Source organism: Allgaiera indica, from assembly GCF_900106675.1.
GTDB classification, from domain to species: Bacteria; Pseudomonadota; Alphaproteobacteria; order Rhodobacterales; family Rhodobacteraceae; genus Acidimangrovimonas; species Acidimangrovimonas indica.
This window is the reverse complement of record NZ_FNOB01000029.1, coordinates 25,402-44,697: the sequence shown is the minus strand read 5'-3', so window position 1 is coordinate 44,697 and position 19,296 is coordinate 25,402. Positions and strand designations below refer to the sequence as shown.

At 67.3% G+C, this 19,296-nt stretch carries 18 protein-coding genes; 14 read left to right on the top strand and 4 right to left on the bottom strand.

What is annotated here, in order from left to right; genetic code table 11:
- A partial coding sequence (locus BLV97_RS20925; protein WP_143037581.1) for a homogentisate 1,2-dioxygenase occupies positions 1 to 149 on the bottom strand: 149 nt, incomplete at its 3' end.
- Positions 150 to 348: 199 nt separating this feature from the next.
- On the opposite strand from BLV97_RS20925, the gene BLV97_RS18310 reads away from it, so the two are divergent.
- The 3 genes from BLV97_RS18310 to BLV97_RS18300 are packed head-to-tail and all read left to right on the top strand — an operon-like array spanning position 349 to position 2,584.
- The gene (locus tag BLV97_RS18310; protein ID WP_035839173.1) at positions 349 to 774 is read left to right on the top strand and encodes a MarR family winged helix-turn-helix transcriptional regulator; all 426 of its coding nucleotides are present in this window, start codon (positions 349 to 351) and stop codon (positions 772 to 774) included.
- Entirely contained in the window at positions 771 to 1,409 is a 639-nt protein-coding gene (gene maiA, locus BLV97_RS18305) for a maleylacetoacetate isomerase (RefSeq protein WP_035839171.1), read from the top strand. Before BLV97_RS18310 ends, maiA begins: the two co-directional genes overlap by 4 nt.
- Positions 1,406 to 2,584 (top strand): acetyl-CoA C-acyltransferase family protein, encoded by a 1,179-nt coding sequence (locus BLV97_RS18300; RefSeq protein WP_035839168.1) that lies wholly within the window; start codon positions 1,406 to 1,408, stop codon positions 2,582 to 2,584. Before maiA ends, BLV97_RS18300 begins: the two co-directional genes overlap by 4 nt.
- A gap of 167 nt (positions 2,585 to 2,751) precedes the next feature.
- Here BLV97_RS18300 and BLV97_RS18295 read toward each other — a convergent pair whose 3' ends face one another.
- Complete coding sequence (locus BLV97_RS18295) at positions 2,752 to 3,420, bottom strand: DUF1028 domain-containing protein (RefSeq protein ID WP_035839165.1); 669 nt, start codon at positions 3,418 to 3,420, stop codon at positions 2,752 to 2,754.
- A gap of 142 nt (positions 3,421 to 3,562) precedes the next feature.
- Here BLV97_RS18295 and BLV97_RS18290 point away from each other — a divergent pair, with 142 nt between their 5' ends.
- The 5 genes from BLV97_RS18290 (at position 3,563) to BLV97_RS18270 (ending at position 9,942) form a co-directional block, all read left to right on the top strand.
- Positions 3,563 to 5,146, top strand: coding sequence for an ABC transporter substrate-binding protein (locus tag BLV97_RS18290; RefSeq protein ID WP_035839162.1), 1,584 nt, complete (start codon positions 3,563 to 3,565; stop codon positions 5,144 to 5,146).
- A 67-nt stretch (positions 5,147 to 5,213) separates the two neighbouring features.
- Entirely contained in the window at positions 5,214 to 6,161 is a 948-nt protein-coding gene (locus BLV97_RS18285; RefSeq protein WP_035839159.1) for an ABC transporter permease, read from the top strand.
- Between the two features lie 199 nt (positions 6,162 to 6,360).
- Positions 6,361 to 8,241: a dipeptide/oligopeptide/nickel ABC transporter permease/ATP-binding protein gene (locus tag BLV97_RS18280; RefSeq protein WP_092164181.1), complete on the top strand. Its 1,881-nt coding sequence runs from the start codon at positions 6,361 to 6,363 to the stop codon at positions 8,239 to 8,241.
- On the top strand, positions 8,238 to 9,197 hold the full coding sequence (locus tag BLV97_RS18275) for an ABC transporter ATP-binding protein (protein ID WP_035839128.1): 960 nt from the start codon (positions 8,238 to 8,240) through the stop codon (positions 9,195 to 9,197). The genes BLV97_RS18280 and BLV97_RS18275 overlap by 4 nt, the downstream gene beginning before the upstream one ends.
- On the top strand, positions 9,166 to 9,942 hold the full coding sequence (locus tag BLV97_RS18270) for a FadR/GntR family transcriptional regulator (RefSeq protein WP_035839126.1): 777 nt from the start codon (positions 9,166 to 9,168) through the stop codon (positions 9,940 to 9,942). The genes BLV97_RS18275 and BLV97_RS18270 overlap by 32 nt, the downstream gene beginning before the upstream one ends.
- A gap of 164 nt (positions 9,943 to 10,106) precedes the next feature.
- Here BLV97_RS18270 and BLV97_RS18265 read toward each other — a convergent pair whose 3' ends face one another.
- Positions 10,107 to 11,279 (bottom strand): MalY/PatB family protein, encoded by a 1,173-nt coding sequence (locus BLV97_RS18265; RefSeq protein ID WP_035839123.1) that lies wholly within the window; start codon positions 11,277 to 11,279, stop codon positions 10,107 to 10,109.
- A 299-nt stretch (positions 11,280 to 11,578) separates the two neighbouring features.
- Between BLV97_RS18265 and BLV97_RS18260 the strand changes: the two genes are divergently transcribed.
- From BLV97_RS18260 to parA, 6 genes are all read left to right on the top strand, one after another.
- Positions 11,579 to 13,012 carry an FAD-linked oxidase C-terminal domain-containing protein gene (locus BLV97_RS18260; protein ID WP_035839121.1) on the top strand — a complete coding sequence of 478 codons (1,434 nt, stop codon included), beginning with the start codon at positions 11,579 to 11,581 and terminating at the stop codon, positions 13,010 to 13,012.
- A gap of 73 nt (positions 13,013 to 13,085) precedes the next feature.
- Entirely contained in the window at positions 13,086 to 14,195 is a 1,110-nt protein-coding gene (locus BLV97_RS18255; protein ID WP_035839118.1) for an FAD-binding protein, read from the top strand.
- Positions 14,195 to 15,478 (top strand): glycolate oxidase subunit GlcF, encoded by a 1,284-nt coding sequence (gene glcF / locus BLV97_RS18250; RefSeq protein WP_035839115.1) that lies wholly within the window; start codon positions 14,195 to 14,197, stop codon positions 15,476 to 15,478. The genes BLV97_RS18255 and glcF overlap by 1 nt, the downstream gene beginning before the upstream one ends.
- Positions 15,479 to 15,575: 97 nt before the next feature.
- Positions 15,576 to 16,445: a trypsin-like serine peptidase gene (locus BLV97_RS18245; RefSeq protein ID WP_092164180.1), complete on the top strand. Its 870-nt coding sequence runs from the start codon at positions 15,576 to 15,578 to the stop codon at positions 16,443 to 16,445.
- A 146-nt stretch (positions 16,446 to 16,591) separates the two neighbouring features.
- On the top strand, positions 16,592 to 17,065 hold the full coding sequence (locus BLV97_RS18240) for an Hsp20 family protein (RefSeq protein WP_035839146.1): 474 nt from the start codon (positions 16,592 to 16,594) through the stop codon (positions 17,063 to 17,065).
- A gap of 272 nt (positions 17,066 to 17,337) precedes the next feature.
- Positions 17,338 to 17,976 carry a ParA family partition ATPase gene (parA, locus tag BLV97_RS18235; RefSeq protein ID WP_035839109.1) on the top strand — a complete coding sequence of 213 codons (639 nt, stop codon included), beginning with the start codon at positions 17,338 to 17,340 and terminating at the stop codon, positions 17,974 to 17,976.
- Between the two features lie 230 nt (positions 17,977 to 18,206).
- On the opposite strand, the gene BLV97_RS18230 is transcribed toward parA, so the two are convergent.
- Entirely contained in the window at positions 18,207 to 19,295 is a 1,089-nt protein-coding gene (locus BLV97_RS18230) for a BMP family ABC transporter substrate-binding protein (protein WP_035839106.1), read from the bottom strand.
- Position 19,296 lies beyond the last annotated feature (1 nt).

Below are 19,296 nucleotides of genomic sequence, written 5' to 3'. Positions count from 1 at the left end.
CATTTCTGCGGGCTGTTCTGGCCCTGGGGCAGGGCGCCCGGCAGGGCCTCGGTCTCGAAATCGTTGCCAAAGCCCGGCATGTAGCCCTCGTGCGGGCCGGGCTGGCACGGCGCCCGTACCATCCCCTGCGGAAGCTCCTGACTGGTCATGGCATCCTCCTGTTGCCGCCGGCCCCGGATAACCCGGCGCGACATGCCGCAAGATGTATTGTTGCGAATGCAACGAGTCAAGCTCGCCCGGCCCACCTTCGCGCGAGGCGGGCGTCGCGGCGGGCCGGTCCGGGGGGGGTGCTTGAACCGGGCGGGGGAGTGGTGCACTCATTGTGCAGCCTGACGCCGGGGGATGGGGATGTCCGATTTCGACCTGACCGAATTTCTGCCCTATCAGCTGGCGGCGGCGGCGGCGCGCGTCAGCCGTGCCTTCGCGGAACGCTACCGCGACGATTTCGGCATCTCGATCCCGGAATGGCGGGTGCTGGTGCATCTGGCGCATTCGGGATCGGTAAGCGTGCGAGAGATCCACGCCCGCGTCGAGATGGACAAGTCCAAGGTCAGCCGCGCCGCCCAGCGCCTGACCGATGCGGGCTATGTCGAAAAGCGCCCCCATGCCGAGGACAGAAGGCTGATCGACCTGCGGCTGACGCCCGCGGGGCAGGCGCTGGTGGCGCGGCTGCTGCCCATCGCGGCGCAGTTTCAGGAAGAGTTGATCGCGTCGCTCGGCGCCGATCACGCGGCGCTGCGCCGCGCGCTTGGCCGGATCATGGAGACGAAATGAACGCGATACTTTACGATTACTGGCGTTCCTCCGCGGCCTATCGGGTGCGGATCGCGCTGGGGCTGGCGGGGCTGCCCTTCACCTCGGTTCCGGTCGATCTGCCGAAGGGCGATCAGAAGGCGCCTGAAAACCTGGCCCGCAACCCTCAGGGGCTGGTGCCGACGCTGGAAATCGACGGCCGTGTGCTGACCCAGTCGCTGGCGATCATCGAATATCTTGACGAGACCCGCGCCGCGGGCTTCCTGCCCGACGACCCGGCCGGCCGCGCACGGATGCGGGCACTTGCCTATGCGATCGCGATGGAGATCCACCCGGTGTGCAATTCCTCGGTCACCAATCATGCGGTCCAGGCCTCGGGCGGGGCGATCACCGCCGACGCCTGGATGCAGGCCATCATGGCCCCGAGGCTGGCGGCGTTCGAGGCGATGCTGGACAATCCCGCCACCGGCCGCTTCTGCCATGGCGACGTGGTGGGAATGGCCGATATCTGTCTGGTGCCACAGCTTTACAACGCACGGCGCTGGGGCGTCGACGTGACGTCGCTGTCGCGAAGCCTCGACATCGCCTCTAGGCTAGAGGCGATTCCGGCGGTCGCGGCCGCCCATCCGGAAAATTTCAAGGGAGACACACCATGAGCGACGATATCGTCATCCTGTCGGGCGCGCGCACCGCGATCGGTACCTTCGGCGGGTCGCTGGCGGGCACGCCGCCGATCGAACTGGGCACCACCGCCGCCAAGGCCGCCCTGGCGCGGGCCGGCGTCGAGGGCGGGCAGATCGGCCATGTGGTCTTCGGCCATGTCATCGATACCGAACCGCGCGACATGTACCTGTCGCGCGTCGCCGCGATCCAGGCGGGCATTCCCGATACGACACCGGCGATGAACGTCAACCGTCTGTGCGGATCGGGCGCACAGGCGGTGGTCTCGGCGGCGCAGTCGCTGATGCTCGGGGACGCAGATTTCGCTCTGGCCGGCGGGGCGGAATGCATGAGCCGCTCTCCCTTCATCCTGCCGGCGGCGCGCTGGGGCCAGAAGATGGGCGACACCGGGGCGCAGGACATGATGCTGGGGGCGCTCAACTGCCCGTTCGGCACCGGCCATATGGGCGTGACCGCCGAGAATGTGGCGGGCGAAAGCGGCATCAGCCGCGAGGCCCAGGACACATTCGCGCTGGAAAGCCAGACCCGTGCCGCCAAGGCGATCGCGGCGGGTTATTTCAAGGACCAGATCGTGCCGGTCGAGGTGCGGGCGAAGCGCGACATGGTGCCTTTCGAGGTGGATGAACACCCCAAGGCCACCACGGCCGAGGCGCTGGCCGGCCTCAAGCCGGTGTTCCAGAAGGGCGGCACGGTGACGGCGGGCAACGCCTCGGGCATCAACGACGGCGCCGCGGCGCTGGTGCTGGCCCGGGCCGCCGCCGCCGAGGCCGCCGGGCTGAAGCCGCGGGCGCGGATCCTGGGCTACGCCCATGCCGGGGTGCGGCCAGAGGTGATGGGTTATGGCCCGATCCCGGCGGTGCGCGCACTGTGCGCCCGGACCGGGCTCGACGTATCGGCTTTCGACGTGATCGAATCGAACGAGGCCTTCGCGGCCCAGGCGCTGGCGGTGTCGCAGGAACTTGGCCTCGACCCGAGGAAGGTGAACCCCAACGGCGGTGCCATCGCCCTAGGCCACCCGGTCGGCGCGACCGGCGCGATCCTCACCGTCAAGGCGCTTTACGAGCTGGAGCGCACCGGCGGCAAACTTGGCCTGATCACCATGTGCATCGGCGGCGGCCAGGGCATTGCCATCGCGATCGAACGGCTCTGAACGCGGCCGCGGGTGGCGACTCTGGCGCGTATTTGGTGAACGATGAAAGCGCAAGGAAGACCGCTGCCTTCATCTTGGCGAAAATACTCCACGGGGGTCCGGGGGTGTGAAACCCCCGGCGCCGGAGGTGGCGACACGCCCGTCCCCGTCCGCAGGGGCGCGTGGCCTCAACCGTCCTCCAGCGTCCGTATCGGGGCGTCCAGCGTCGGCACGCGGCGGGCCCAGTCGGCGTATTCGCCACGGGTTGCGCGGCTCAGCAGCCCCTGCAGCGCCGCAAGGGGGTCTTCCGCGTAATCCACCCGCAGCGTCAACGGCGGCGCGTCGCGCCGCACGACCAGCAGCGCGGCCGATTGCAGCCCGCGCACATCGCTGCCCGCGGCATGCCCGGCCCAAAGCCCCGCCAAAAGCCGCGCCGCGAAATCGCCTGGCGCGCCCAGGAAGCCCTCGGCCGCAGCCCGCGGCACCGCCTTGCTGGCCAGCATGTTGCCCGCCACGATACCACCGTCGAAGGCATGGCCGGCCATTTCGGGGGTGTTGCGCGTGCCGGTGAACAGCCCCGTGCGCCCGATCCGGTCCAGCGCCGAAAGCTGGCGCCATTCGCGCCCGGGATCGGCCTCGGTCACGTCGCGCACCGCCTCTTCGGCGCTGCGGCCCAGGCGCATGCCGACCAGCACGTCCTCGCCCCACAGCGTCGATGGCGCGGCGCCCTGGCTGGCCGACATTCCGGCGCGAATGTCACCGCGCAGCACCCAGCCACCGACGCAGAGCGACCCCGTCGCCGCCGCCCCGCCCAGGGCGCCGCTCTGGGTATCGCGCGCGAGAATTGAAAAGGTCATAGGCTTTGCCTCGCAGAGAACTCATATTCACCCCAAAATTATCATGAAAAATTGACGCATGCAAATTATCATGATAATTTATGGCCAGAGCACCCCGCCAGACGGGTGCCAGATCAGACCTGCGCCAACAAGGAGAGCCTTCATGACCCAACCGACCCTGACGCGCCGTGGCTTGCTTGCGGCGACGGGCGCGACGCTTTCGCTCGCGGCCTTCTCGCAACGCCTGATGGCCGCGACGCCCGCGGGCGTGCTGATCGTGGGCCAGGTGGCGGAGCCAAAATCGCTCGACCCTGCCGTCGACACCGCGGTGAACGACTTCCGCATCCTGGTGAATCTGTACGAGGGGCTGACCCGCTACAAATCCGGCACGCTGGAGCCCGGCCCGGGGCTGGCCGAAAGCTGGACGATCAGCCCGGACGGCACTGAATACACATTTAAGCTGCGCCGGGGGGTGAAGTTCCATGACGGCACCGATTTCGATGCCGATGCGGTGAAGTTCAACTTCGACCGGATGCTCGATGACAAGAACCCCTATCATGGCACCGGTCCCTTCCCGCTGTCCTTCTTCTTCTCGTCGATCAAGACGACCGAGGTGGTCGACCCGCAGACGGTGAGGTTCACGCTGAAGCAGCCCTATGCGCCGTTCCTGTCGAACCTTGCCTATCCGACCGGACTGATCGTCTCACCGGCGGCGGTGAAGAAATACGGCAAGGATTTTGGGCGCCATCCGGTTGGCACCGGCGCCTACAAATTCGTCGAATGGAAATCGAACGAGCGCGTGGTGATCGACCGATTTGACGGCTACTGGGGCGACAAGACCGGCACCAAGGCGGTGATCTTCCGCCCGATCACCGATGCCAACACCCGCGTCGCCGAAATGTTGTCGGGCGGGATCGACCTGATGGTCGAGGTGCCGCCGACATCGCTGAGCGAATTCAAGAACGATCAGTATGAGCTTTACGAACAGGTCGGGCCGCATGTCTGGTTCCTGATCCTCGACTGCGCCAAGGGACCGTTCAAGGACAAGCGTGTGCGCCAGGCCGCGAATTACGCGATCAACAAGGAGGCGATCTGCAAGAACGTGCTGGAAGGCACCGCAAGTGTCGCCAACGGCCCGATCGCGCCGGCCTTCAGTTGGGCCTATGACGACAAGCTGCAGCCCTATCCCTACGACCCCGACAAGGCCAGGGCGCTGCTGAAAGAGGCCGGCGCCGAGGGGGCAGAGCTGACCTTCTACGTCACCGAGGGCGGCTCGGGGATGCTTGATCCGGTGGCGATGGGCACCGCGATCCAGGCCGATCTGGCCGCCGTGGGGTTGAAGGTCAAGATCGAGACCTTCGAGTGGAACACCTTCCTGGGCAAGGTGAACCCGGGGCTGGACAAGGACCAGCATGTCGACATGGCCGAAATGGCCTGGATGACTAACGATCCCGACACGCTGCCCTACCTGACCCTGCGCACCGGTGCCTGGCCGCAGAAGGGGGGCTTCAACTCGGGCTATTATTCGAACCCCGAGGTCGACAAGCTGCTGGAAGAGGCCCGCACCTCGACCGACCAGGCCAAGCGCGCGGAGTTGTACAAGAAGGTCGCGGTCATCGTGCACGACGACGCGCCCTGGGTCTTCGTCGCGAACTGGAAGCAGAATGCCGTGTCGAACGACATGGTGCAGGATTTCCAGCTTCAGCCGTCGTTCCTGCTGGAATTGCAGGATGTGAAGAAGACCTGACGGACCCTGGGGCGGGGCGCGCTCGCCTCGCCCCCGACTTTCCGCTTGAACGCCGCATGGGGGCGCGATGGGCCGCTACATTCTGCGCAGGTTGCTTTCGGCGATCCCGGTGCTTCTGGGGATCACGGCAATCGTCTTCCTCATCATGGCGATGATCCCGGGCGATCCTGCCACGGCATTGCTGGGCGCCTACGCCACGCCCGACAACGTGGCGCGGATCAACAAGCAGCTGGGGCTGAACCACCCGCTCTGGTATCGCTATGTGCTGTGGCTGTGGAACATGCTGCATGGCGATTTCGGGCGTTCCTATTCGCTCAACCGTCCGGTGATCTTCGAGGTGTGGGAACGGCTGTCGGCCACTGCGGTGCTGGCCGGTGTCAGCTGGGTCGCCGCGTCGATCCTGGGGATCCTGGCCGGGGTGGTCTCGGCGGCGCGGCAATATGGGCTGGCGGACAAGGTGATCACCTTCGCGGTGCTGATCGGGATCTCGATCCCGTCGTTCTTCCTGGGCATAATGCTGATCCTCTTTTTCGCGGTGGATCTGCGCTGGTTTCCGGTATCGGGCATGTACGCGATCTATGGCGGCGGCGATCTTTTGGATCTGGCCCGCCACATCGCGATGCCGGCGGCGGCGCTTTCGGTCGTGGCAACCGGGGTGATCGCGCGGTTGTCGCGTTCGGCCATGCTGGAGGTGCTGCGCCAGGATTACATCCGCACCGCCCGCGCCAAGGGGGTGGGCGAGCGGCGGGTGATCCTGGGCCACGCGCTGCGCGCGGCGATGGTGTCGATCATTCCGGTGCTGGGGTTGCAGGCGGGCTTCGTGCTATCGGGCGCGGTCTATATCGAGATCGTCTTCCAATGGCCCGGCATCGGGCGGATGCTGGTGAACGCGATCCTGCAGCGCGACATCCTGCTGGTGCAGGGCGGCGTGGTGGTGGTGGCCTGCCTCTATGTGATCTTCAACATCCTTGTGGACGTGGCGCAAAGCCTGCTCGACCCGAGGATCAAGACATGAGCACGCTTCGCTCGAACGCGCCGGGCCAGCCTTGTCGCGCGATCATGGCCATGTCCCCATGCCTCGGCGACATCCGCCCCGCAACAAAGGCGCAAGTCCTGCTTCACCTTGGTCCAAATCCTCCGGGGTCCGGGGCAGAGCCCCGGCGCGAAAAGACATGTGCGCCAACGGCGCGCCGCCGGATGACGGAGACGCACGCATGAGGCAGTTCCTTCGCCTGCTCGCGCGCAATCGCCTGGCTTCGCTGGGCGGCGTGGTGATCACGGGGATCGCGATGCTGGCGCTGATCACGCCGCTGCTGCCGCTGCAGCATCCGGACGTGATCGATACCGCGCATCGCTTCCTGTTCCCGTTCTCGGAAGGGCATCTGCTGGGCACCGATCAGCTGGGGCGGGATCTGCTGTCGCGGCTGCTTTGGGGGACGCGGCTAAGCCTGGCGGTCGGCGTCGCCGCGGCCCTGGCGGCGGGAATCGTCGGGTCGGGCATGGGCATGGTCGCGGGCTATGTCGGCGGACGCACCGACAACATCATCATGCGGGCCGTCGACATGTTGATGGCCTTTCCCTACATCCTGCTGGCGCTGGCCATCGTCGCCGCGCTGGGCCCCGGGCTGATGAACGCGCTGATCGCGGTGGCCGCCGTCAACGTGCCGTTCTTCGCGCGCAATATCCGCGGCATCACGCTGGGACTGGCGCGGCGGGAATTCGTCGACGCCGCGCGGTTGTCCGGCAAGGGCCACCTTCGCATCATCCTGACCGAACTGCTGCCCAACGTCCTGCCGGTGATCGTGGTCGCCATGTCGACCACGGTGGGCTGGATGATCCTGGAAACCGCGGGGCTCAGCTTTCTCGGCCTCGGCGCGCAGCCGCCGCAGGCGGATCTGGGCGGGATGCTGGGCCAGGCCCGTTCGGCGATGATCACCAGCCCCCATACCTCGGTCGTGCCCGGCGTGATGATCTTCCTCATCGTCATGAGCGTGAACCTTCTGGGCGACGGGGTGCGCGACGCGCTTGATCCGCGCCTGCGTTCGGGCGCGCTCAGCCGGCCGCGCGCATCGACCCGGGTCGCGCGCCAGCACGCCGTGCCCGCGCCCGAGGCCGCGCCGGCCGATGCGTTGCTGGCGGTGCAGGCGCTCGAGACCCAGTTCCATGTCACCGGGCGCGTCTACCGCGCGGTGAACGGCGTCGATTTGGCAGTGAAGCCCGGCGAATGCCTGGGCGTGATCGGAGAAAGCGGCTCGGGCAAGTCGGTCACCGCGCTGTCGGTCATGGGGCTTGTCGCCTCGCCGCCCGGCGTGATCACCGGCGGCGCGGTGCGCTACAGGGGCGAGGACCTGATCGGCGCGCCCTATGCCCGCCTGCGCGACCTGCGCGGCGAAAGCATCTCCTACATCTTTCAGGATCCGCTTTCGACCTTGCATCCGCTCTATCGCGTCGGCGACCAGTTGGCCGAGGCGATCCGCGTCCACCACCCGGTTTCCCGTGCCGAGGCCCGCGCCCGCGCCCTGCAGCTTTTGCACGACGTCCGGATCCCCAACCCCGAAGGCCGGATCGATGACTACCCGCATGAAATGTCGGGCGGCATGCGCCAGCGTGTCGGCATCGCCATGGCGCTTGCCAACGATCCAGACATCATCATTGCGGATGAACCGACCACCGCGCTTGATGTCACGGTGCAGGCGCAGATCCTTGGCCTGCTGGACGATTTGCGCCGCGACCGCGGCCTTGCGATCGTCTTCATCACCCATGACTTCGGCGTCGTCGCGCAGCTGTGCGACCGGGTCGCGGTGATGTATGCGGGCCAGATCGTCGAGACCGGCCCGACGGCCGAGGTGCTGGCCGCCCCCGCCCATCCCTATACCCGCCGCCTGATCGCCTGCGTGCCCGAACTGGGCGGCGGGCGGCGCGAACTGGCGGCGATCCCGGGGCTGCCGCCATCGGTCGATGCGCTGCCGGATGGCTGCGCCTTCGCCGCACGCTGCGACAGGGCGGTGGCCGATTGCCGCGCGGGGCGGATAGACATGACCGGCACCGGCGCGCGCAGCGTACGCTGCCTCTTCCCCGAGGAGGCCTTCGCATGACCGAGGCGCTGCGCGTCACCAACCTGTCCAAGACCTTCCCGCGCGCGGGGGGCCTTTTCGCGGGCGCGCGGCCAGGCGTGCGCGCGGTGCGCCCGGTCAGCTTCGCGGTGGAAACCGGCGAAACGCTGGGCATCGTCGGGGAATCCGGCTGTGGCAAATCCACCTTCGCGCGGATGCTGGTGGGGCTCTTGCCGCCCTCGGGTGGCGAGATCGAGATCGAGGGGCGGCGCCTGGACAACGCCGATCCGGCGCGTTTCGGCAAGATGATCCAATATGTCTTCCAGGATCCGATCAGCAGCCTCAATCCGCGCAAGACCATCCGCCAGATCCTGGAGGCCCCGCTGCGCCTGCTGCACGGCATGGGCCGTGCCGAACGCGACGCCCGCATCGCCGAGATCTTCGACAGCGTGCATCTGCGCCCCGAATTCCTTGACCGCTACCCGCATGAATTTTCCGGCGGGCAGGCGCAGCGCATCGGCATCGCCCGCGCCCTGGCCGCCGCGCCGCGCATCCTGGTGCTGGATGAGCCGGTCTCGGCCCTGGACGTGTCGGTGCAGGCGCAGGTGCTGAACCTGCTGGCGCGGCTGAAGGACGACTTCGGCCTGACCTATCTGTTCATCAGCCATGATCTGGCGGTGGTCGAGGCGGTCAGCGACCGGGTGCTGGTGCTCTATTTCGGGGCCGTGGTCGAGATCGGGCGCGCGGAAAGCATTTTCAAACGCCCGCGCCACCCCTATACACGCTTGCTGGCCGATTCCGCGCCAGTGGTGGGCCGCCCCCTGCGCGCGCCCGAACAGCGGGGCAGCGAATTGCCCGACCCGCTGGACCCGCCGCCGGGTTGCGCCTTCGCCGGACGCTGCCCGCGCGCGACAGACCTGTGCCGGACCGAGGAACCACGGCTCAGACCGATGGAAGAGGATCAGCTTGCCGCCTGCCACCACCCGTTCGAGGACTGACCGCCGCTCGCGCCCCGAGCGCGTGGCCGAGGCGATCAAGGCCTGGGTGGTCGAACAACGCCTGCAGCCCGGCGACCGCCTGCCCAGCGAACCCGAACTGATCGAACGCTTCGGCATGGCCAAAAGCACGATCCGCGAGGCAATGCGCCTGCTGGAGGCGCAGGGGCTGGTACGCACCCGCACCGGGCCCGGGGGCGGCAGCTTCGTGCATGAGGTCTCGCGCGCCCGGGCCCAGGCGCTGCTGGGAAACTACTTCTATTTCAAGGATCTGACGATCCGCGACATCTACCAGCTGCGCCGCGCGCTGGAGCCAGAGCTTGCCGCCTCGCTGGCCGGCAAGCTGTCACAGGACGTGCTGGCGCGGCTTGAACAGACACTCCACGCCTATGACGTCCCGGCCCGCACGCTGGAGGAAGAGCGCGCCCAGCATGTCGACAGCCTGCGCTTCCACGCGATCCTGGCCGAGGCCGCCGAGAACGAGCTTTTGGGCTTCATCATCGGCTTCATGACCTCGGTGCTCAGCGACATCACCGTGACCCGCCGCCTTTACGCCCCTCCCAACCAGGAACTTTGGCAGCGCGGGCGCGATTACCAGCGACGGCTGCTGATGGCACTGCGCGAAGGCGACGCCGGCGCCGCGCGGGCAATCATGAAGGCGCATATGCAGACCGCACAGGCGCTGATGGAAGGCCAGGAGGCCGAGATGCTGCGCCGCTTCATCCCCGAACAAGGCAGCGAGGTCTGACGGGCGCCACCGCCGCTCCCAGGCGCTTCCGCCGCCCGGAACCCGACCGATCCGATCGCAACCGCGGCGTCCGTACCCGCCCGAGGGACGATGCAAGCGCGCGATGCTTTCATTGTTCCCGAAATACGCCGGGGGCGCAGGGGGCAGCGCCCCCGCCTTCGGCCCTATTGCAGGTCCTTGAAAGCGGCGTGTAGGCGCTCGACAGCTTCGACGACACGGCTGCGGGGAGTGGCAAGGTTGAAGCGCATGAAGCTTTCGCCGCCGGCACCGAAGGTCGGGCCGTGGTTGGCCGCGATCCTCGCGTCCCGCTCCACCCGTGCCACGACTTCCGGAATTTCCATCCCCGTGCCCGCGAAATCGACCCAGGCAAGATAGGTGGCCTCCAGCGGCATCGAACTCAACCCGGGGATCGCGTTCACGCCCTCGTCGAAAAGCTTGCGGTTGTCGTCCAGATAGCCGGTCAGAGCATCGACCCAGGCGGCACCCTCGGGGCTGTAGGCCGCCGTCGCCATCACCAGGCCGAAGGAATTGGCCGAGATCCCAAGTCCGGCCATGCGCGCCGCGAAGGTCTCGCGCAGCGCCGGGTCGGGGATGATCACGTTGCCCGAATGGCAGCCTGCTATGTTGAAGGTCTTGGTGGTGGCCGTCATCACCACCATCCGGTCAAGCGCCTCGGGCGCGGCCCTGGCCATCACCGTGTGGTTCTGTCCCGGCATCACCAGGTCGTGGTGGATCTCGTCCGAGACCAGGACCAGATCGTGTTTCTGCGCGAAGGCCGCGACCTGCGCCAGTTCCGCCGACGTCCAGACCCGACCGCCGGGATTGTGGGGCGAGCAGAACACCAGCATCGTCTCGCGCCCGGTCAGACGCGATTCATAGGCGTCGAAATCCAGGCTGTAACGGCCGTCGCGCACCACCATGGGCAGTTCGGTCACACTTCGTCCGGCGGCTTTGATAACCCGGGCGAAGGCGTGGTAGACGGGGGTGAACAGCACCACGGCGTCGCCGGGGCGCGAATAGGCCTCGACGCACATCGCGGTGCCGTTGACCAGGCCGTGGGTGGTGAAGATCCATTCCGGCGCCACCGACCATCCATGCCGGGTTTCCATCCACCAGGTGATTGCCGCCTTGTAGGCGCGGTCATCGCCGAAATAGCCGAAGACGCCATGATCGACCATGCCTTGCAGCGCGTCCAGCACCACCTGGGGCGGCCGGAAATCCATGTCGGCCACCCACATCGCGATACCGTCCGCGGCAGCAACGCCATAGCTTTTCTCCATCATGTCCCATTTCGCCGAATGGGTGCCGCGGCGCTCGATGATCTCGTCGAAATTCATGTCTGGTCCTTACTCGCGCAGGGTCCACGGTCCGACCGTGGGATCCTTCATGCCATGCGACAAGAGATAGCAAGGAGCATGTCTTCATTGAAGGTCGTAAATGCGAGAGAATTTCCCAAATTATGGCGCAGTATTTGGATCTCTCGTGCAATTTTCCGAAGACTTGCCGAACTGCTTCGTCTTTCACGGAGGCTTGATCCCCGCGCGCCGCCCCGCACCGCCCAGGGGCGGATAGCAAGAGGGCTTGCATACTGGTCAAATTGGTTATAATTTTTGACCAGTTCAACTGGGAGATTTCGATGGACATGCCGCCCCCCGATGCGGCCGTTCTGGCGGGCAAGGAGCGGATCGTGGCGCGACTGGCCGGGGTGCTGCCCGCCGATGCGCTGGTTGCCGACCCGGCCGAGACCCGCGCCTATGAATGCGACGCGCTGACTGCATATCGCTGCCCGCCGCTCTGTGCGGTGCTGCCGCGCTCGACGCAAGAGGTTTCCGCGGTGCTGAAGATCTGCCATGAGGAGGGCGTGCCGGTGGTGCCGCGCGGTTCCGGCACCTCGCTGGCCGGCGGGGCGCTGCCGACGGCGGATTGCGTGATCCTGGGGGTCGCGCGGCTGAACGCGGTGCTGGAAGCCGATTACCAGAACCGTTTTATCCGGGTCCAGACCGGGCGTACGAACCTTTCGGTCACAGGTGCCGTCGAAGAGGAGGATTTCTTTTACGCCCCGGATCCCTCCAGCCAGCTTGCCTGTGCGATCGCCGGCAATATCGGGATGAATTCGGGCGGCGCGCATTGCCTGAAATACGGGGTGACGACGAACAACCTGATGGGCGTGACCATGGTGATGATGGATGGCACCGTGGTCGAGATCGGCGGCGCGCATCTGGATGCGCCGGGCCTCGATCTGCTGGGCGTGATCTGCGGATCCGAAGGCCAGCTTGGCGTGGTGACCGAGGCCACCCTGCGCATCCTGCGTAAGCCCGAGGGCGCGCGCCCGGTGCTGATGGGGTTCGACGCGAACGAGGTGGCGGGGGCTTGCGTTTCCGACATCATCAAGGCGGGCGTCCTGCCGGTGGCGATCGAGTTCATGGACCGCCCCTGCATCCGCGCGACCGAGGCCTTCGCCCATGCCGGATACCCCGATTGCGAGGCGCTTCTGATCATCGAGGTCGAGGGCTCGGAGGCCGAGATCGACGAGCAGTTGGGCCTGATCAAGCAGATCGCGGCCAGGCACAATCCCGTGGCGCTGCGCGAGAGCCAGTCCGAGGAGGAATCGAAGAAGATCTGGCTGGGGCGGAAATCGGCCTTTGGCGCGATGGGGCAGATCAACGACTACATGTGTCTCGATGGCACGATCCCGGTTTCGGCCCTGCCCGAGGTTCTGCGCCGCATCGGCGAGATGAGCCGTGACTACGGGCTTGATGTGGCCAATGTGTTCCATGCCGGCGACGGCAACATGCACCCGCTGATCCTGTTCGACGCGAACAAGCCCGGCGATCTGGAGCGCTGCGAGGCCTTCGGCGCCGATATCCTGAAGCTTTGCGTCGAGGTGGGCGGCTGCCTGACCGGCGAACATGGGGTGGGGATCGAGAAGCGCGATCTGATGGTGGTGCAGTTCGCGCCCGAGGATCTGGAGGCGCAGATGCGGGTGAAGGATGTGTTCGATCCGAAATGGCTGCTGAACCCGGCGAAGGTGTTTCCGCTGGCGGTCAGCGCCGGGCGGCGGGCGGCTTGAGAAGCCGTGGGCGGGGGTTTTCCACCCCCGCACCCCCGGAGAGTATTGTCACCAAGATGAAGTTGGATTTGGGATGAAGCCGGCAAGCGAGGCGGAACTGGCAGAGGCGGTACGCGGGGCGGCGGGGCCGCTGGTGCTGCGAGGCGGCGGGACGCGCTCGATCGGGCGACCGGTCCGGGGCGAGGTGCTGGAGACCGGCGGGCTGTCGGGGATCCGGCTGTATGAGCCGGGCGCGCTGACGCTGGTGGCCGGGGCGGGCACGCCGCTGGCCGAGATCGAGGCGGTTCTGGCGGCGGAAGGGCAACGCCTGCCTTTCGAGGCGCCCGACATGCGCGGGCTGCTGGGCACCCAGGGCGAGAGCACGATCGGGGGCGTGGTGGCGGCGAATGCCTCGGGTCCGCGCCGGGTGCAGGCCGGGGCCTGCCGCGACAGCCTGATCGGGGTGCGCTTCGTCGACGGGGCGGGCACCGTCGTGAAGAATGGGGGGCGGGTGATGAAGAACGTCACCGGCTATGATCTGGTCAAGCTGCTGGCCGGCAGCCACGGCACGCTGGGGGTCCTCAGCGAGGTCAGTTTCAAGGTGCTGCCGGTGCCCGAAACGGCGGCCGGGCTGATCGTTTCGGTTGCCGACCCCGCGGCCGCGGTGCGGGCGATGGCGGTGGCGATGGCCTCGCCTTACGAGGTGACGGGGGCGGCCTGGCTGCCCGGCACCGGCGTGGTGCTGCGAATCGAGGGCTTCGCGGCCTCGGTGTCCTACCGCGCCGGGAAGCTGACCGGGCTGTTGGCGGAATTCGGCACGGTCGAGGCGGAGAGCGGGGCCGAGGCAGTGGCGGCGCGCTGGGCTGCGATCCGCGACGTGGTTCCGTTGCAGGGGGGTACGGGTGATATCTGGCGGTTGTCGGTGAAGCCTTCGGACGCGCCCGGGGTGCTGGCGCGGCTGGGGGCCGAGGCGGTGATGCTGGATTGGGCCGGGGGGCTGATCTGGGCGCGGGCCGCCGCGGGCGAGGATCTGCGTGCGCGGATGGGCGCGCAGGGGCACGCGACGCTGGTGCGCGCGGATGCCGGGACGAGGGTGCGGATTGCGCCGTTCCATCCCGAACCCGGGCCGCTGGCCGCGATCGCGGCGGGGCTGCGGGCGAAGTTCGACCCGCGCGGCATACTCAATCCGGGGATCATGGGCTGATGCAGACGCATTTCACCGACGAGCAGCTGAAGGACCCCGCGATCGCCGAAGCGAATCAGATCTTGCGGGCCTGCGTGCATTGCGGCTTTTGCACCGCGACCTGCCCCAGCTATCAGGTGCTGGGGGACGAACTGGACAGCCCGCGCGGCCGCATCTACCTGATCAAGGACATGCTGGAGGCCGGGCGTCCGGCCGATGAAAAGACCGTGCAACATGTCGATCGCTGCCTGTCTTGTCTGGCTTGCATGACGACCTGCCCGTCCGGCGTGCATTACATGCATCTGGTCGATCATGCGCGCGCTCATATCGAAAAGACCTACAGGCGCCCGCCGATGGAGCGCCTGCTGCGCTGGGGGCTGGCCAAGGTACTGCCCTATCCGGGGCGTTTCCGCCTGGCGCTGACGGCGGCGAAGTTGGGGCGGCCCTTGGCGCGGCTTCTGCCCGATCCGCGGCTGCGCGCGATGCTGGAGATGACGCCTGCGCGGGTGCCGCCTGCCAGCCCAAGAGACCGCCCACAGGTGTTCCCCGCGGAGGGTACGCGCAAGATGCGGGTGGCGCTGCTGGTGGGCTGCGCGCAGCGCGCGCTCAACACCGATATCAACGACGCCACGATCCGTCTGCTGCGCCGGCTGGGGTGCGAGGTGGTGGTGGCGCGCGGCGCGGGCTGTTGCGGCGCGTTGACCCATCACATGGGCAAGGAGGCAGAGGCCCATGCCAGCGCGGCGAAGAACATCCGCGCCTGGATGGCCGAAAAGCGCGGCGCGGGCTTGGATGCGGTGGTGATCAATACCTCGGGCTGCGGCACCACGGTGAAGGATTATGGCCATATGTTCGCCGGTGATGACCTGGCCGAGGACGCGGCCGCGGTGGCGGGGATGGCGCTTGACATCACCGAGCTGCTGGAGCGGATCGGCCTGCCCGAAGGCGCCGATCGCGGGATGCGCGTCGCCTATCACGCGGCCTGTTCGCTGCAGCATGGCCAGCAGATCAAGACCGCGCCCAAGACCTTGCTGAAACGCGCGGGTTTCGAGGTGGTCGAACCGGCCGACAGCCACCTGTGCTGCGGCTCGGCGGGTACCTACAACCTGCTGCAGCCCGAGATTTCGGCCGAATTGAAGGCGCGCAAGGTCAAGACGCTGGAGGCCAAGGCCCCGGATGCGATCGCGGCGGGAAACATCGGCTGCATGATGCAGATCGGATCGGGAACCGGGGTGCCGGTGGTGCATACCGTCGAATTGCTCGATTGGGCGACGGGGGGGCCGAAACCGCCGGCGCTGCGGTAGGCAGCGCACGCCGGCGCCTTTGCCGAAACAAGGAACATAGATGCCCCGGCGGCGCCACAGTTTGGCCCAAGCCGCGGGCTAGGGTGGGGCGACACCGATGCTGCGGACCCCGCCGATGCGCCTCTTGCGATTGTTGCACCCCCTTCTTCTTCTGCCGCTTTTCCTGCCGCTTTTCCTGCCGCTGGCGGTCGCGGCGGCGCCTGATGCGGCGCTCGAGAAACTGGAGACCGGCTATGAGGCCCAGGGCTGGAACGGCGTTGGGCAGCTTGAGATCGGCAGGCGCGGCTTTTGCACCGCCTCCCTGATTTCGCCGACGCTGGTGCTGACCGCTGCGCATTGCCTGTTCGATCCGCGGACCGGCAAGCGGGTCGATGCGTCGGCGCTGCGGTTCCTGGCGGGGCTGCGCAACGGGCGCGCCGATGCCACTCGCGACATACGCCGCGCCGCCATTCACCCCGATTATGTCTATTCGCGTCACGCCTCGGTCGCCGACGTGAATTACGATCTGGCGCTTCTGGAATTGCAAAGCCCGATCCAGCTGCCTTCGATCCAGCCCTTCACGACCGGCGCCGCCCCGACCGACGGCGCCAGCGTGGGGGTGGTGTCCTATGCGCAGGGGCGGGCGCAGACGCTGTCCTACCAAAAGGTCTGTCACGTTCTGGGGCGCGCCGATTCCGTGGTGGAAATGAGCTGCGACATCGATTTCGGGTCCTCCGGCGCGCCGGTCTTCGAGATGAAGGACGGCCGGCCGGTGATCGTGTCGGTCATCTCCGCCAAGTCGAAGCTGCGGGGCGGGAAGGTGTCGCTCGGGGTCGCGGTGGCGGGCGCGCTGCCACGGCTGAAGTCGGAACTTGCGCTGAACGAAGGCAGCCGTTTCCTGCGTCCGCCGCAAGGCGGGACGACGCGCTTGATCGGTGCGGCCCCCGCAGGTGTGCGTGCGGGCGGCGCAAAGTTCGTCCGCCCATGATTTCAAGCGGTTGAGGCACATCCGTCCCTCTTGAAAGCCCGCTTTTCCCTTCCTACCTAAGCATCATCCGGGTGCCATGACGGGCCCGGAGCAACCGCCTGTCCCCGCGCGGGAAGGCATCACACATCGCTCGTTGGAGGATGAACATGCGTAGTTTCGATCTTGCCCCCCTGTATCGTGCCACCGTCGGCTTCGACCGTTTTGCCGACCTGATGGACCGGGTTCTGACCAATGATGTCGCCCAGTCCACCTATCCCCCCTACAACATCGAAAAGACCGACGAGAACGCCTATCGCATCTCGATCGCGGTCGCGGGCTTCGCCGGCGACGAACTGGCCGTCGAGGTGAAGGAAAACACCCTTGTGGTCACCGCGCGCAAGGCCGGGGAGGAAGAGGAAAAGACCTATCTTCACCGCGGCATCGCCACGCGCGCGTTCGAGCGCCGCTTTGCACTGGCCGACCATGTGAAGGTGACCGGCGCGGCCCATGCCGACGGCATGCTGCATATCGACCTGGTGCGCGAAACCCCCGAGGCGCTGAAGCCCCGCAGGATCGAGATCGCGCGCGGCGCCGAGATCGAGGCCAAGGCCGTCGAGGCGAAGGAACCCGCCGAAGCCTAAGGCCCGCACGATCCGATCGTCCGAGGGGCGCGCCATGTGGCGCGCCCCTTTCCTGTCTGCGAAGGCGCCGCGCCGCAACCTGGGGAACAAGGCCGCCAAAGCCTGGGCGGACGGGATGCGCAGCCCCTTTCATTGTTCGACAAATACGCCGGGGGTGCGGGGGCGGCGCCCCCGCCGCGGCGCCCGCCCCCGAAGCCCAGAAGTCGCCCCCTTCCGCCGCCGCCGCAAAAGTGCGATGCTGCATCGCGGCAAATCGCGCGGAGGTCCGAGGCATGGCCGGCAAGATCATCACGGTGGCGCAGCAAAAGGGCGGGTCGGGCAAGACCACGCTGGCGGCCAATCTGGCCGTGGCGCTGGGCCGGGCGGGGCATCGGGTGGCGCTGCTCGACATCGACCCGCAAGGCAGCCTCGGGCGCTGGTTCATGGCCCGGGTGGAGCGTGCGGGGCCAGAGGGGCCGGGGCTCGATTTCTCCACCGCCTCGGCCTGGGGGGTCGGCTACGAATGCGACAAGCTGTGCCGGGACAACGATTTTGTCCTTGTCGATACACCGCCGAAGGTGGATGCCGACCTGCGCCCCGCGCTGCGCGCCGCCGATCTGGTGCTGGTGCCGGTCGCCTCCAGCCATGTCGATCTGTGGGCGACGGAAGGGGTTCTGGATCTGGCCCGGCGCGAGGGGCGCCCGACCGTGGTGGTGCTGAACCGCAGCCGCAAAGGGATGCGGTTGGCCGATGACGTGGCCACCGCGACCGGCGCGCTGGATACGATCCTGGCCGAGTCGCGGCTGGCCAACCGCGTTGTCTATGCCGAGACACTGGGCACGGGGCAGGGGGTGGCCGAGGCCGGAAATCCCGCCGCCAAGGCCGAGATCGCAGCGCTCACCGCCGAGGTGCTGCGCCATCTGCCCGACTGATCGCTGCGCCCGCCGGCCGGAAACCGCCGGCCCGGGCGCGCCTCGATCTGTGCCAAGAGACCCGCCCGTCCGCAATTGCCCGCAGCGTACCCGCCGTGCCTGCGTCAGCGGCAAGCAGGCCATCGGCGCCCGCACGCCCAGTGCCTGCCGGCCCAAAATCAAGCGACGGGACGCCATGGTATCCCGCCGCGATCGCGCGCCTGCCGGCCCCGGCAGGCAGGGGCACGGGCCTAGCTGGGGATCTTGCCCTTGATGCCCTCGACATAGAAGTTCAGCCCGGCAAGCGCCCCATCGTCCGCGACCTCGCCCTTCTTCAGCCAGACGCTGCCGTCTTGCTTGTTCAGCGGCCCCTCAAACGTGTGGTAGGTACCGGCCTTGATCTTCGTCTCCAGATCCAGGGCATGGGCCTTTACCTTGGCCGGCACGGCGTCGGTGATTTCGCCGACCTCGACCATGCCTTCCTTCAGCCCGTACCAGACGTTCTCGGCCTTCCAGTTGCCGTTCATCATGTCGCCGACGCGCTTGATGTAATAGGGCGCCCAATTGTCGATCAGCGCCGAGATCCGCGGCGTCGGCGCAAAGGCCGACATGTCGGAATCCTGGCCGAAGGCGACGATGCCGGCCTTCTTCGCCACTGCCATCGCGGCGGTGGAATCGGTGTGCTGCATCAGCACGTCGACGCCCTCGTTGATCAGCGCCTGGGCCGCGTCGGCCTCTTTCGCCGGATCGAACCAGGTATAGACCCAGACGACCTTGATCTCGACATTGGGGTTAGTGCGCTTGGCGTTGATATAGGCCGAGTTGATGCCGCGGATCACTTCGGGGATCGGGAACGAGGCGATGTAGCCGATCTTGTTCGACTTGGTCATCTGCCCGGCGATCGCACCGCAGACCGCGCGGCCCTCGTAGAAGCGGCCGGAATAGTTCGAGACGTTCGGCGCGCTCTTGTAGCCGGTGCACATCTCGAAGTTCACCTTGGGGAACTTCTTGGCGACGTTCATCGTCGGGTCCATGAAGCCGAAGGAGGTAGCGAAGATCAGCTTGTTGCCGGCCAGCGCCAGCTGGGTCAGCGCGCGTTCGGCATCGGCGCCTTCGGGGACGTTCTCGATGACGCTGGTCTTGACCTTGTCGCCGTAGTGCTTCTCGACTGCTTTCTTGGCCAGGTTGTGCTGGTAGGTCCAGCCGCCGTCACCGGGCACGCCGACATAGATGAAGCCGACCTTCAGCGGATCGTCGGCGGCCATGGCGCGGCCGGCCAGGCCGGTGGCGAGCGCGGTGCCGGCCATGGCCGAATTGGCAAGGAAAGTTCTGCGTTTCATG

What these genes read in the sequence shown, in the direction of transcription:
- BLV97_RS18230 (WP_035839106.1), bottom strand. Translation starts at nt 19,295, where the DNA reads ATGAAACGCAGAACTTTCCTTGCCAATTCGGCCATGGCCGGCACCGCG.
- BLV97_RS18265 (WP_035839123.1), bottom strand. Translation starts at nt 11,279, where the DNA reads ATGAATTTCGACGAGATCATCGAGCGCCGCGGCACCCATTCGGCGAAA.
- BLV97_RS18295 (WP_035839165.1), bottom strand. Translation starts at nt 3,420, where the DNA reads ATGACCTTTTCAATTCTCGCGCGCGATACCCAGAGCGGCGCCCTGGGC.
- BLV97_RS18245 (WP_092164180.1), top strand. Translation starts at nt 15,576, where the DNA reads ATGCTGCGGACCCCGCCGATGCGCCTCTTGCGATTGTTGCACCCCCTT.
- maiA (WP_035839171.1), top strand. Translation starts at nt 771, where the DNA reads ATGAACGCGATACTTTACGATTACTGGCGTTCCTCCGCGGCCTATCGG.
- BLV97_RS18290 (WP_035839162.1), top strand. Translation starts at nt 3,563, where the DNA reads ATGACCCAACCGACCCTGACGCGCCGTGGCTTGCTTGCGGCGACGGGC.
- BLV97_RS18260 (WP_035839121.1), top strand. Translation starts at nt 11,579, where the DNA reads ATGGACATGCCGCCCCCCGATGCGGCCGTTCTGGCGGGCAAGGAGCGG.
- glcF (WP_035839115.1), top strand. Translation starts at nt 14,195, where the DNA reads ATGCAGACGCATTTCACCGACGAGCAGCTGAAGGACCCCGCGATCGCC.
- BLV97_RS18280 (WP_092164181.1), top strand. Translation starts at nt 6,361, where the DNA reads ATGAGGCAGTTCCTTCGCCTGCTCGCGCGCAATCGCCTGGCTTCGCTG.
- BLV97_RS18285 (WP_035839159.1), top strand. Translation starts at nt 5,214, where the DNA reads ATGGGCCGCTACATTCTGCGCAGGTTGCTTTCGGCGATCCCGGTGCTT.
- BLV97_RS18255 (WP_035839118.1), top strand. Translation starts at nt 13,086, where the DNA reads ATGAAGCCGGCAAGCGAGGCGGAACTGGCAGAGGCGGTACGCGGGGCG.
- BLV97_RS18300 (WP_035839168.1), top strand. Translation starts at nt 1,406, where the DNA reads ATGAGCGACGATATCGTCATCCTGTCGGGCGCGCGCACCGCGATCGGT.
- BLV97_RS18240 (WP_035839146.1), top strand. Translation starts at nt 16,592, where the DNA reads ATGCGTAGTTTCGATCTTGCCCCCCTGTATCGTGCCACCGTCGGCTTC.
- BLV97_RS18275 (WP_035839128.1), top strand. Translation starts at nt 8,238, where the DNA reads ATGACCGAGGCGCTGCGCGTCACCAACCTGTCCAAGACCTTCCCGCGC.
- parA (WP_035839109.1), top strand. Translation starts at nt 17,338, where the DNA reads ATGGCCGGCAAGATCATCACGGTGGCGCAGCAAAAGGGCGGGTCGGGC.
- BLV97_RS18310 (WP_035839173.1), top strand. Translation starts at nt 349, where the DNA reads ATGTCCGATTTCGACCTGACCGAATTTCTGCCCTATCAGCTGGCGGCG.